This window comes from Amycolatopsis sp. NPDC049688 (assembly GCF_040674975.1).
Classification (GTDB): domain Bacteria; phylum Actinomycetota; class Actinomycetes; order Mycobacteriales; family Pseudonocardiaceae; genus Amycolatopsis.
Genome location: NZ_JBFANY010000018.1, coordinates 34,943 through 47,735, shown reverse-complemented (window position 1 = coordinate 47,735; position 12,793 = coordinate 34,943). Strand labels below are relative to the sequence as shown.

The following is a 12,793-nucleotide window of genomic DNA, read 5'->3' as shown; positions in this document are numbered from 1 at the left end:
AGTGGTGGAGAGCGCCGCACCGACGCTTCGCCCCGAATAGTTCGGGAGCACCCGCCATGTCTGCACCCATCTCGAATACCGCCCATTCACCCGCCGCGGGGGAATCCGCTCCCGAGAAGGTGCTGACCGTGCGGCGAATTCCGTGGCGGCACGATCTGGCGATCATCTCCGCCGCCGGGGAGGTCGACGCTCGTTCCGTCCGGCTGCTGCACCGGGCGTTGTGGCAGGACCTGCCGGCTTGCCTGGTGCTGAACCTGTCCGAGGTGACGTACTTCGCGGCGGCGGGCGTCCGCGCGCTCGAGGGCGCGGTGAGCCGGGCCTGCGCCGAGCGCCGCCGGATCGGGATCGTCGCCGCGACCCGCGCGGTCCTCGTCCCGCTGCGGATCTCCGGCATCGACACCCGGGCCGGGGTCTACCCCATCCTCGCCGATGCCCTGCGCGAAGTCCCGCTGTCCCCGCCGCCGGCGGTGCCGACCGGCGGGGCCGCGTCGTGCCGAACCGAATCGTGAGCCCGGGATCGGCGCGGCGGGGTGCGAAGTTCTGCTCGGGTAGCGGTCGTCACGGACATGGGTTTCTTTCGGGAGTCGGTTGTCGCGGAGCGCGCACCGAAGCCGATCACCAGGTGAAGACGGCTTCCTGCGGACGATGCGGCACAGGTGACGCCGCTGGCGACGGCAACCCGGAGCACTATCGGACGCAACGGCGCCTCCGGAGACCAACACGGGGCTGCAACTTGCGCCGATGCGCTTTTGCCTGGTGAGACCATGCCTCGCTGTTCCCCGACACGAAAAGGTCACCATCAGCACAGAGCTCATCCAGTCATTACTGTCGGTGTCCCCAGTCACCTAGAGCCAGAGCGCAACGCGGGCTACGAAGGCACCAAGCCGGTTCTCCTATCGCTTCTACGGGACGAGCGCCGATCCCGTGCAGCGACGTACGCGGGGTGGGTCGACTCGTCACCAGTTCTCTGAGCCCGGTCCGACGCCAGATTCGTCACCAACCCGCGACGATGGGCCATAATCTACGCCTGGCATGCGACGTCGAGCCAAGTGACATCGAAAGAGGGAGGCTCCTCCGAATGTCCTATTTCCTGAACCACGCGATCATGGTAGTCGGCGTGGCGGGCTTGAACGCGCCGCACCAGGCCCTGCGCGACCGGTTAGCCGTACACGAGGGAACGTACGAAGTACTGAAGGCAGCCTTCACCGAAAGCGGCATCGACTTTGGCGCGTGCATACTGGAGGAGCGAGGCGACGGCGTCCTTATCCTGTTGCCACCCGGCACACCCAGAGCCGTGCTCGCCGACCGGCTACCCGAGCGCGTGGTGGCCGCCCTGCGCCGCTTCAATTGGTCCCGCATTCCACAAGCTCAAATCCGGCTCCAATTGGCCCTAGGATCCGGCGAGGTGGGGCATGATGGAACCAGGTGGCTTGGGGAAGCGATCGATACCGCCATTAAAATCTTAAGCTCAAATGAGGCCAAAGAGGCGTTCGTCGAATCCAACCAGATGCTTACTGTTATTTCATCGAAACGTTTCTTCGATGAAATTATCGCACCCGATCCAGGCTTGCTCCCCGAATCCTACAATCCCATTCATATATCAAAGACGGATCGTACAGAAACAGCCTACCTTCGACTGCACGGCAAAGTTGCCACGGTTACTTCGACGTCGCAGTACGCCTCCTCTCCCGCCGACGATGACCGAGCCAAAACAGTCGCGGAAAACACCGCATGGGAAGTGATCCCTCGCGCAGATCTAACGAAACTGCAAGCTTACGTCACCCAACTACAGGTCCCACACCTAGCAGCCATGGTAAGACAGGCGTTAGAGCCGGTAACTCCGTCCCCCTCGCTGCCGGCCACAACGGACGCCTGGAGTGCCTTTCTCATACTCTCCGACTTCAATGCGGGCCCGGATGGAATCCCGCCCGCGATCACCTTCCTTCGCCTGCTAGCCGAGCAACTCGGCGATCAAGTCGGCGCCTTCATCACCCGGTGGATTGATGAGCAAGCCCGTCAACTGCGATTGATCCCTGCGTTATCGCGACAGCAATTGAGTCGACCCACGACAACCTTTCACATGGAGCTTCATGGGTATGATCTCAATGAGATCCTCGCGCATGATGGTCCACCCTTGGCCAGCTTACTGGAGCCATCACCACCAAACGCCGCGCCTGCCGACATGCAGGGGCAGAGTCCACCAGAGTTTCCTATCTGGATCTATCTGTCGACGGCCACGGGACACGAACTGGTCCAGGCCGCGGTCGAGGACTTGGTGAGCAAGGCCGAAGCGGAGGTCATCGAACGAGGAGACCCAGAGATCGGCTCCTGGATGCGCCGGCTCATCGGCCGCATCAAGACCGTCACCGAAACCACTTCCGGACGAGAAGCCGCCATGGTAGCCGCGCACGCAGTGGAGGCTAGATTGGTCCAGGCACAGGATGCCACCAATACCGCAACCTTGATGCAGAACCTTGCGCCAACCTTGACAGCACTGCAACCTATCCCTTCAGCCGTTGTCAGAGTCGGAGCACTGCTGATAGTCAAAAACGGAGACATCATCGCAGTGCACCAACTGACCACTACACAACAGTTTCAGCTGAACCACAAACCGGAGCTGCTTTCCTCACCCCGCGACATCCTGCAGGCACTGGGTTTGAATACGTTAGAGTATGCCGAAAATGGTACCGACACCCCCATATTGGAAACGACACCAGCTCCTCTCGACGTCGCCACCGCTCGCAGCGACAGCGAGCCGGTAAATTACGAAGTTGGCCCGGCGTGGCATCGGATTACAGCTTGGCTCCGCGTCAACACGCCCGCCACAGCAGCAACCTTACGGTGTCCTGCACCCACTGCGGACGTCCTGGCGCTGCAACATGCCATGAGACAGACGCTCCCGGACGATCTCGTCGAGTGGTGGCGCCTGATGGACGGTGTCGACTACGAACAGAACCGACGTACCGCATTCACCGTTCCCGGCGTGTTCTTTCCACTGCCAGTGGCACGCGCGCGGGAGGCGTGGAATTCCTTGAGCACTTACGCGGATCAAACCTGCTGCCATCCAGAAGGGAACCACCTGCAACCAGCCGGCAAACCAATGACCAGCTTCTGCACCGCTCTGATACCCATCTGCCGCAGGACTGACGGCGCCATTCTCGCTGTCGACCTCCGTCCCGGCACCGAACGCGGACACGTGATGGGCTGGACGAGCCGGACAGGCACCCGCCGCACCCGATGGCGAAACGTCAACGCGCTCCTCACCGACTGCGCGAGGCGCCTCGAAAACCATGTCCCGGCTCAGACCGACCCAGCCCAACCCGGCCAGCCGATGATCCGAGACGACGGCGTACTGATCTGGGCTTGATTGTGGACTGCTGCATCGATACACCGAAAGACCCGTGGCGTCCGCCACAGCCGGGCACAGGAATTTCTCGTACGGCGCGTCCCGGCCGACGGCACCTCGGACCGGCGTGAGCGTTCAGCCGGCCGTGCAGGCCGCGCCGTTCAACGTGAACGACGTCGGGGCCGCCGGGTTGCCCGTGTGGTTGGCCTGGAAGCCGATCGTCGTCGAGGCGCCCGCGGCGATCTCCGCGTTGTACGCGACGTTCGTGGCGGTCACCTCTCCGGACGACGGTGCATACGTGGCGCTCCACCCGGACGTGATGGTCTGGCCGGCCGGCAGGGCGAACACGAGTGACCAGCCGCTGACCGGGGCCGTGCCCGTGTTCGTGATGGTGATGTTCTCCGTCAGGCCGGTGTTCCACGCGCTGACCACCGCGGCGACCTTGCAGGCCCCGTTGCCCGGCGGCGGGTTGTCCGGCGGGGTTCCGTCGCCGAACTGCGAGAAGAACTGCCACACCAGCGCCGGCACCCAGGTCCGGGATCCGCTGTCGCCGGTCGCGCCGTCCTGCGGGGCGGCGATGTGCCCCTCGTCGAACGCCGCCCACTGCACCGGGTACCCGGCCCGGCAGCCCGCGTAGCTCGTCACCCGGTGGGTCAGGCTGCCCTGCGCCGGCTCGGGCGGGTTCTGGGCGGTACAGCCGTTGTTGCGCACGAACGTGTCGCGCAGGGAGCGGCCGCCGGAAATGTTGAGCACGTTGTCCCGGATGCCGTGCACACCGAGGTACGCGATGGGCTGGGTGCCGCCGCTGCACCCGCTGAGCAGCCCGCCGGACTGCACCGCCACCGCGCGGAACACCGTCGCCCGCGAACACGCCAGCGAGTAGCTCATGGCGGCGCCGTAGCTGAAGCCGACGGCGAAAAGCTGGGTCGTGTCGACGCAGAGGTCGCCCTCCAGCTGCCGGATGATGTCGTCGACGAAGGTCACGTCCTCGCCGCCGGAGTTCGCCCAGCCGTTGTTGAAACCCTGTGGTGCCACGAAGATCGCGCTGTTGTTCGCGAGCCGCTGGAGGCCGTAGTACGCCCACGTGCCCGTCTGCACGGTCCGGCCCGTGTCGACGTCGGTGGACGTGCCGCCCAGCCAGTGGAAGCCGAAGATCAGCCGGTAGGGGTGGGTCCGGTCGTAGCCGTCCGGGATCCGCAGGATGTAGTTGCGGCTCTTCCCGCTGGTCTGGATCGTCCGGGTACCGCTGGTCAGCGTCGGGGCCTTGCCGCAGCCCGCCGTCGACGCGGCCGGCTGCAGCGGTTCGCTCGCGGCCACCCCGCCCGAACCCAGGACCAGCAGCGTGGCGGCCACGGCCACCAGGACCTTTCTCATCATCGCCAGCTTCCTTCCGGTCGGCGAATGATGCTGTGACCGTGGCAACCACGCTGTCAACCGAGGGGACGAAAGGTTTCGCCGCGCCGGCGAATGGCCGCTGGATCCGGCCGGTACCGCACCGGACCGGCCGCATGTAATTTTCACCGGAAATGCGCGGAACAGCCTTCAGGGGCCGCCGAGGCGGTATTCCGCGTTCACCAGTTCGAGGAGCTCGGCCACCGAGGTTTCCGCGGCCGGCCGGTCGAAGGTGATCTCGCCGTGCTGCAGCAGGTTCACCCGGTCGCAGACGTCGATCACCTGGCCGTAGTTGTGGGCGATGAGGATGATCGCGATGTCGCCGCGGCGTTTCAGCTCCTGCAGCAGGCGCAGGATCACCGCGCTTTCCTTGGCGCCCATCGCGGCGAGCGGTTCGTCGAGCAGCAGCAGCTTCGCCTTCGAATACACCGAGCGGGCGACCGCGATCGCCTGGCGCTGGCCCCCGGACAGCATGCCCACCTCAGCCGTCACCGACGGGATGTCGATGCCGATCGAGTCGAGGACCTCCCGGGCGCGGCGCTTCATTTCGCCTCGTCGCAGGAACGGGACCGGGCGGTGGGTCAGCTCGCGGTTCAGGTGCAGGTTCAGGTACACGGGCAGGTCGTCGACCATCGCCAGGTCCTGGAACACCGTCTCGATGCCCAGTGACCTCGCGTGCACCACGGACTTCAGGGTGACCGGCTCCCCTTCGAACAGGATGCGGCCGCGGTCGGGCTGGTGGTAGCCGGTGAGGATCTTGATCAGCGTCGACTTGCCGGCGCCGTTGTCCCCGATCAGCCCGAGCACCTCGCCGGGCTGCACGTGCAGGTTGACGCCGGTGAGCGCGTCGACCGGCCCGAAGCTCTTGCCGACGCCCTCGGCCCGGATGACGTCGGCGGTCATGTCAGCTCCCGGGATCCGAGGCGTTTGCGCAGCACGACCAGCGTCACGTTGAGCGCCATCGCGAGCAGGATGGCGGCGCCGAGGACCACGTTGAACGCGTTCGCGCTCACCCCGGTCAGGTTGAAGCCGTCGAAGACGATGCCGAGCAGCAGCGCGCCGAGGAACGCGCCGACCACCGTGCCGGACCCGCCCAGCAGGGCCGTGCCGCCGATCACGGCGGAGGCGACCGCGAAGAACATCGTGGTGAACCCGCCGTTGGTCGGGTCGTAGGAGCCGACCCGGGTGCCCTGAAGGATGCCGGCCAGCCCGGCCAGGGTGCTGGTGATCGCGAAGTTGACCACCTTCACGCGGTTCACCGCGATGCCGGATTCCGCGGCCCCGACCGGGTTCCCGCCGGTGGCCTGGGTGTGGATGCCGAACCGGGTCGCCGAAAGCACCACCTGCATGACCACGACGACCGCGGCCGCCCACAGGAACTCCGTCCAGCGCGTGCCGCCGAAGACACCGGCCACCCAGCTGTCTTCGGGCGCCCCCACCGGGCGGGCGTCCGAGATGATCAGGACCAGGCCCTGCAACAGGAACGCCATGCCCAGCGTGGTGATGAACGACGGGATGTTCAGCAGCGTCCGGATCAGCCCGTTCACCAGCCCGACCAGCGTGCTCACCGCGATCGCGCCGAGCAGGGCGAGCCACAGGGGGCAGCCGTTGACGAAGAACAACATCAGGATGAACGGGGCGAGGGTGAACACGAACCCGGCGGAGAGGTCGATTTCGCCGCAGATCAGCAACATCACCTGTCCCGCGGCGATGATCGCCCACGGTGCGACGTACTGGGCGATCGTCTGGTAGTTGTCGAGGGAGTTGAACGCGTTGCTGGTCACCGTGAAGAAGATTCCGGCGGCGATCGTGACCAGCAGGATGCTGAGTTCCTTCACCCGCATCACACCCGGCAGCACCGGCCTCACCGGCTCAGCACCGACGCCGGCGGCAGCGGGATCGCCTGCGGCATCCCGATGACCTCCTTGTTGTCGCCGCCCTCGAACCTGCTGCGGGCCGTCGCGTAGGGACCCACGTTCTCCTTGGTGACGAACGTGAGGCCGGTGTCGGTGGCCGGCGGCGCGACCAGGGTGCCGGACAGCCGGAACAGGTAGAGGTAGAGCACCGACAGGAACCCTTGCAGGTACGGCGACTGGTCGATGGTGAAGTCGAGCGCGCCGGTCCTGACGCCGGTGACCGTGTCGTCGAGCAGGTCGAACCCGCCGCCGCCGATCTTGCCGGCCAGGCCGCGGTCGGCGATCAGTTTCGCGCACGCGGCGGTGCTGCCGGCGTCGACCGCGTAGATCCCCTTCGCCGCGGGGTTCCCGGTGTACGCGGCGGTCATCGCGTTCAGCTCGCCGGCCTGCTCGGCCCCGGTGTTCACCGACTGGACGCGCACACCCGGCGCGGCCTGCTTGAGCGCGTCGGTGATGCCGTCCAGCCGCGGCTGGACGTTGTTGCCGCCCGGCTGGGAGATGCCGACCAGGATGTCGCCGGAGGTGATCTTCTGCGCAATGCGCTGTCCCATCCGGAAACCGGACAGGTAAAGGTCTTGGCCGACATAGGTGAGCGGGTAGTTGCCGGCCGCACTGGCGTTGTAGGCGATCACCGGGATGCCCTGGCCCAGCGCCCGTTTGGTGAGGTCGACGAAGGCGTGGTCGTCGGTCAGCGCGACGGCGATCCCGTCGACCTTGCCGGTGATCGCCGTCTCCATGGCGCTCGCCATCTGGGCGACGTTGCCGTTTTCCGAGCCGGTCCACTGTGGCTCGGGCACGCCGAGCAGCGCCGCCGCGTCGGCGAGCCCGGACCGGGTGGGGACGAAGAAGGAATTGGTGGTGACGTGGTTGACGAACACGAACCGCCACCCCGGGTTGCCGGGGAACGGCCCGGACCGGCCGCCGTTCTGGGCCTGCTGGACGCCGGTGCACGCGGCCAGCGCGGCGCCCACGGCCACCGCGCCACCGCCCGCGCCAAAGTACTTCAGCACCGTTCTCCGGGAACTGGCCGCTGTTTCGGACATCGGATTGATCCCCCATTCAGCTCGACGGCTGCGTCTGAATCACCGGATGGTCGCGGCTCGATTGTATGCCCGGCGCCGTAGTTCGCATTCCTTCATCCGGCGGCCGGGACACGGCCATTCGGGCAATATCGTCGGGACGGTTTTCGTCGAATTGATCGAAAGGGGACAATTACCGGACAGGCTGCAACAAATCGCGGGGGTGCCGGCATCTGTTCTGGTGTACCTGCGGAACGTCGGCGGAAAGGGACAGCCCGCTGCGGAGATCACGAGCCGGCCGATCCGGCGGGCACGGTCGCCGCCCAGGTGTGTGGGAAATCGGCTGGGCAACCGACGAAACGTACCTGTTCGAGGACGGCACGTCGTCGGCCCCGGCCCCGCCCGGATACCAGGGGAAGGCTTCCGGCGGCGGCACGGTTTCGCGAACCCGGCGTTCAGGACCTCGGCAGCGGCTGGCTGAACCGGATGCTGTTGCCGAACGGGTCACGAAGGCCGCAGTCGATGCCGTACGGGCGTTCGGTCGGCTCGTCGGTGAACTCCACCCCCTTGGCCAGCAGCGTCTCGTAGGTCTTGCGGCAGTCGTCGCTGGTGAAGAACAGCGAGCCGCCCATCGCACCCTTGGTCAGCAGGTCCCGGACCTGGTCCGCCGTCGCCTCGTCCATCCGGGGCGGGCCGGGCTTCTCCAGCAGGATCTCGCGGTCCGGCTGACCGGGCACGTTGATCGTCAGCCACCGCATGAACCCCAGGTCGGCGTCGGTGTGGACCTCCAGGCCGAGCTTGCCGACGTAGAAGTCGAGCGCCTCGTCCTGGTCGAGCACGAAGATCTGCGAAATCGTGATTGCGTTGAGCATGAGGCGACGGTAGTGCAGGAGGACACCGGGACGCTTATCCGAAACGATCAGCCCCGCGGCCGCATCCACGCCATCGCGAAGCAGGTCGGCACACCGGCCAGCGGCCCCCGGCGCCGGTAGGCCGTCGGCGACTCGCCGACGATGTCCCGGAACGTCCGGCTGAACGTCCCCAGACTGGTGAAGCCGACCTCCAGGCAGATCTCGGTGACGCTCCGGTCGCCCGAGCGCAGCAGGAACATGGCCCGCTCCACCCGGCGGCGTTGCAGGTAGCGGTGCGGGGTTTCCCCGAAGGTGGCGCGGAAGGTCCGGCCGAAGTGCGGCACCGAGACGTGCGCGACCCGGGCCAGCGCCGCCACGTCCAACGGCTTCGCGTAGTCCCGGTCCATGGTGTCGCGCGCCCGCAGCATGCGGCGGTTGGTCGCTTCCCCGGCCCGGCTCACGACGTCATCACAGCACACCCGGATCATCCCAGGCGCGCGGCGCGGCCCAGGAGGTGACGCCGCTCGGGTTCGCTCGTCGTGCGCCGGGCCGCCTCCTGGTAGCCGGCGCGGGCCGCGTCGTGGTCGCCGGCCATTTCGCGGAGGTGGGCGCGCACGGATACCAGGTGGTGGGACGCGGAGATGCGCTCGTCGGCCGCCAGCGTGTCGAGCAGGGCCAGTCCCGCCGCCGGTCCGTGGACCTCGGCCACCGCCACCGCGCGGTTCAGCGTCACCGCCGGGTTCGGTGCCACGCGCTCGAGCAGCGTGTAGAGGGCCAGGATCTGCGGCCAGTCCGTGGCTTCCGCGGTGGGAGCCTCGTCGTGGACGGCGGCGATGGCGGCCTGGAGCTGGTACGGGCCGACCGGGCCCCGCGACAGCGTTTCGGTCACCAGGGCCACGCCCTCGGCGATGGCTTCGCTGTCCCAGCGCGTCCGGTCCTGCTCGCTCAGGGGCACCAGCGAGCCGTCCGGGGCCATGCGGGCCGGGCGGCGGGCGTCGGTCAGCAGCAGGAGGGCCAGGAGGCCGGCCACCTCGCCGTCGCCGGGGACCAGCCGGTGCAGCTCGCGGGCCAGGCGGATGGCCTCGGCCGTCAGCTCGGCGCGCACCAGCCGCGTCCCCGACGTCGCCGTGTAGCCCTCGTTGAAGACGAGGTAGACCACCTGGAGCACGACGCCGAGCCGCGCGGCCTGCTCGGCCGGCGGCGGCAGCGCGAAGCCGGCCCCCTTGATGCGCTGCTTGGCCCGGCTGATGCGCTGGGCCATGGTCGCTTCGGGCACGAGGAAGGCCCGGGCGATCTCGGCGGTCGACAGGCCGCCGACGGCCCGCAGCGTCAGCGCGATCTGCGAGGGCGGCGTCAGCGCCGGGTGGCAGCACAGGAACAGCAGCGTGAGCGTGTCGTCACCGGCTTCGACGGCGCCGGCGGGCGGGGTCCGGAGCGCGTCGGCCTCTTCCCGCCGTCGCCGGGCGGCGTCGCTGCGCACCTGGTCGGCGAGGCGGCGCGACGCCACCGTCAGCAACCACGCCCGGGGGTGCTCCGGCCATCCGTCGACCGGCCACTGGGCCGCGGCCGCCAGCAGCGCCTCCTGGACGGCGTCCTCGCAGGCGTCGAACCGGCCGTACCGGCGCACCAGCGCCCCGAGCACCTCGGGGGCCAGCCGCCGGACGGCCTGCCAGCCGGTCACGGTGCCACTTCGGCCTCGTGCATCAGGGGCCGGACCTCGACGCCCCAGTAGCGCGCCGACGGGGCGCGGGCCGCGATCTCCAGGGCGCGGTCCATGCTGTCGCAGTCGACGATCATGAAGCTGCCCAGGAACTCCTTGGCTTCGGCGTAGGGACCGTCGGTCACCACCGGCGTTCCGTCGGTGACCCGGACCATCTTGGTGTTCACCTCGTCGGCGACGCCGTAGGCGCCGACGAGCTCGCCCGACTCGAACAGCTCCCGGTTGAGGGCGTCGGTTTCGCGGATGACCTCGGCGAGGGCCTCCGCCCCGATCGAGGTGAAGGCTTCTTCGTTGCCGTAGATCAGCAGCATGTACTTCACGGGCCTGTCCTCTCTCACTGCCGCGGCTGGACGAGGTCGCCGCTGGCGCCGCGATCGTCCAGCACCAGCTTCGACCGCCCGGTGACGGTATAGCGGAGGTGGGTGACGCCGGGCGTGTCGACGACCCGGGTGGGGACGAGCTCGATGCCGTCGTCCGCGCCGAGGCCGAGACCGGGGCCGAGACCGGGGCCGAACAGGCGCTGGCCGTCGCCCAGCAGCACCGGGGCGATGTGCAGTTCGAGCTGGTCGAGCAGCCCGGCGGCCAGCACCTGGCGCAGCAGCTCCCCGCCACCGGCCACCGCCACGTCCTTGCCGCCGGCGGCGGCCCGGGCCAGCTCGACGGCCCGCTCGAACCCCTCGGTGACGAAGGTGAAGGAGGTGCCACCCCGGCGTTCGAGCACCGCACGGGCCCGGTGGGTGACGACGAACACCGGAGCCCGGAACGGCGGCTCGTCACCCCAGGGGACCTCCCCGGCGTCGAACATGCGCCGGCCCATGACGTAGGCCCCGGCCGCGGCGAACGTCTCGGCGACGATCTCCGAGTCGGCCGACCGCTCGCCGCCGGCGAAACCCTGCCGCTCGCGCCAGGCCGCGGCGTCGACGGCCCAGCGGGTGACCCGGAAGAACCCGGGTGCTTCGGGGCCCTGCATCCAGCCGCTCACGCCGTGGGGGTGCCGCGGCCCGGTGTAGCAGCCGTCGAGGGACACCGACATCTGGGCGGTCACCTTGGTCATCGCTTGCGCTCCAATCGTGGGGAGGCGGCCTCCTTGGCCGCCGCGTACCCCTCAGTCGGAGCCGTCCGCCGGTTCTCGACACGCGCCGCCGGGGAAATCCCGATCAGCCGGCGACGAACTGCTGGTGCCAATCGCCGCCACCGTAGGGCGGCGCCCACACGGCGAGGTCGCCCTCGAACGGGGCCGGCTTCCACGGGCCCAGGACCCGCAGCTGGTAGTTGCCGACCGGGATGTCCTTGAACGTCGCGTAGCCGTTGGCGTCCGTGCGGGCGTACGCGCGGATCGCGCCGTTCTCGAGCAGCACGAGGTTGCGGTTCGCCAGGCCCTCGTCGGCGTCCACCGTGCTGTTGCCGTTCTTGTCGCGCCAGACCTGGCCGCGGGAATCGGCCCGCTTGCCCGGCACCTTGGCGGTGACCTCCGCGTACGGGGCGCCGCCGCTGTGGCCGTCACTGGCCACGCAGTCCAGCCCGGTCGTGCCGGTGTAGGCCGCCTTGTCGGGCACCTTGCCCGAAGCCGTGAGCACCAGCCGCTGCCCCGCGGCGACCGTCCCCTCGCGACGCTGGGAGCCGAACGCGCCCCACTGGTCGTCCGTGATCGCCAGCTCCGAGCCGAACCCACCCGCGTCGCAGCCGAGGTAGAGGCCGGTGAGCGCCTTGCTGCCGGAGTTCGACAGCGTGACCGTCACCTTGGCGGTGTCGCCGGCCGCGTAGCTCGTCTTGTCCAGCGCGATCGTCTCGTGCAGCACGTCGGACAGCGGGCGGACGGCCCGCACCTCGAGCGCCGTGTAGGCCCCGCGGCCGTCCAGCCGCAGCGTCCCCACCGGCTGGTCGACCCAGCCGCCGGGCACCTTCTGGAAGGACACGTAGGCGTTGCGGCTCAGCGGGAGGTTGTCGAAGTGGAAGTGGCCGGTCGCGTCGGTGACCGAGACCAGGTCGTTCGTCGTCCCGACGCCGATGAAGTGCGCTTCGGCACCGGCCAGGGCCTCGCCCGGCGACGGCTTGCCGTCGCCGGGCGCGTCCCCGTACAGGACGCCCGCGACGCGCTCGGTGCCCCGTGCCATCGGCAGGGTGATCCGCAGGACGTTGTCGCCGTAGTCGACGTCGTTGCCGGCGTAGACCTCGATGTGCACGACGGAGTCGCCGTTGAACGTGCCCAGCTGCCCGGTCAGGTGGACGGTCCGGGTTTCCCCCTGCGCGATGTTCGCGCCGCTGCCGCCGTCGGAAAGGTCGCCCCACTGGTTCCGGTCGGTCCAGAAGTCCGTGCCGGACTCGGAATAGGCGGTGCCGAACACGCCGAAGGCGACGGCGTCCCCGATGTTGCTCACCGTCACGTCGAGCGCGACGGTGTCGCCGGAGAGCCAGTTGCCCTGCTGCGCGACGGCGGTGACCTTGATGTTCGGGCCGGACGCGGCCGACGCGGGCGCGGCGGCCAGCCCCGCCATGACGAGTACCGCGGCCAGCACCCCGGCCGGCCGCACGAATCTGGGTCTACGCAT

12 protein-coding genes are annotated in these 12,793 nt (G+C 68.6%); 2 read left to right on the top strand and 10 right to left on the bottom strand.

Annotation, left to right across the window (positions count from 1 at the left end):
- The first annotated feature begins 56 nt into the window (after positions 1–56).
- Positions 57–509, top strand: a complete 453-nt coding sequence (locus AB0J55_RS38160; protein WP_364260294.1) for an STAS domain-containing protein — start codon at positions 57–59, stop codon at positions 507–509.
- Between the two features lie 569 nt (positions 510–1,078).
- Positions 1,079–3,367: a hypothetical protein gene (locus tag AB0J55_RS38155; protein WP_364260292.1), complete on the top strand. Its 2,289-nt coding sequence runs from the start codon at positions 1,079–1,081 to the stop codon at positions 3,365–3,367.
- 114 nt (positions 3,368–3,481) lie between these two features.
- Here AB0J55_RS38155 and AB0J55_RS38150 read toward each other — a convergent pair whose 3' ends face one another.
- The 10 genes from AB0J55_RS38150 to AB0J55_RS38105 form a co-directional block, all read right to left on the bottom strand.
- Positions 3,482–4,723 (bottom strand): cellulose binding domain-containing protein, encoded by a 1,242-nt coding sequence (locus AB0J55_RS38150; RefSeq protein ID WP_364260289.1) that lies wholly within the window; start codon positions 4,721–4,723, stop codon positions 3,482–3,484.
- Positions 4,724–4,888: 165 nt separating this feature from the next.
- Complete coding sequence (locus AB0J55_RS38145) at positions 4,889–5,641, bottom strand: ATP-binding cassette domain-containing protein (RefSeq protein ID WP_364260286.1); 753 nt, start codon at positions 5,639–5,641, stop codon at positions 4,889–4,891.
- A complete protein-coding gene (locus tag AB0J55_RS38140; protein ID WP_364260679.1) occupies positions 5,638–6,582 on the bottom strand; it encodes an ABC transporter permease in 945 nt (314 codons plus the stop codon). Before AB0J55_RS38140 ends, AB0J55_RS38145 begins: the two co-directional genes overlap by 4 nt.
- A gap of 20 nt (positions 6,583–6,602) precedes the next feature.
- Complete coding sequence (locus AB0J55_RS38135; protein WP_364260283.1) at positions 6,603–7,664, bottom strand: sugar ABC transporter substrate-binding protein; 1,062 nt, start codon at positions 7,662–7,664, stop codon at positions 6,603–6,605.
- A gap of 464 nt (positions 7,665–8,128) precedes the next feature.
- Positions 8,129–8,545: a VOC family protein gene (locus tag AB0J55_RS38130; RefSeq protein WP_364260281.1), complete on the bottom strand. Its 417-nt coding sequence runs from the start codon at positions 8,543–8,545 to the stop codon at positions 8,129–8,131.
- A gap of 47 nt (positions 8,546–8,592) precedes the next feature.
- On the bottom strand, positions 8,593–8,952 hold the full coding sequence (locus AB0J55_RS38125) for an AraC family transcriptional regulator (RefSeq protein WP_364260676.1): 360 nt from the start codon (positions 8,950–8,952) through the stop codon (positions 8,593–8,595).
- Between the two features lie 56 nt (positions 8,953–9,008).
- Positions 9,009–10,205: a DUF6596 domain-containing protein gene (locus tag AB0J55_RS38120; RefSeq protein ID WP_364260278.1), complete on the bottom strand. Its 1,197-nt coding sequence runs from the start codon at positions 10,203–10,205 to the stop codon at positions 9,009–9,011.
- Positions 10,202–10,555 carry a YciI family protein gene (locus AB0J55_RS38115; protein WP_364260673.1) on the bottom strand — a complete coding sequence of 118 codons (354 nt, stop codon included), beginning with the start codon at positions 10,553–10,555 and terminating at the stop codon, positions 10,202–10,204. The genes AB0J55_RS38120 and AB0J55_RS38115 overlap by 4 nt, the downstream gene beginning before the upstream one ends.
- A gap of 23 nt (positions 10,556–10,578) precedes the next feature.
- The gene (locus AB0J55_RS38110) at positions 10,579–11,298 is read right to left on the bottom strand and encodes a dihydrofolate reductase family protein (RefSeq protein ID WP_364260275.1); all 720 of its coding nucleotides are present in this window, start codon (positions 11,296–11,298) and stop codon (positions 10,579–10,581) included.
- A 103-nt stretch (positions 11,299–11,401) separates the two neighbouring features.
- On the bottom strand, positions 11,402–12,793 hold the full coding sequence (locus tag AB0J55_RS38105; RefSeq protein WP_364260271.1) for a hypothetical protein: 1,392 nt from the start codon (positions 12,791–12,793) through the stop codon (positions 11,402–11,404).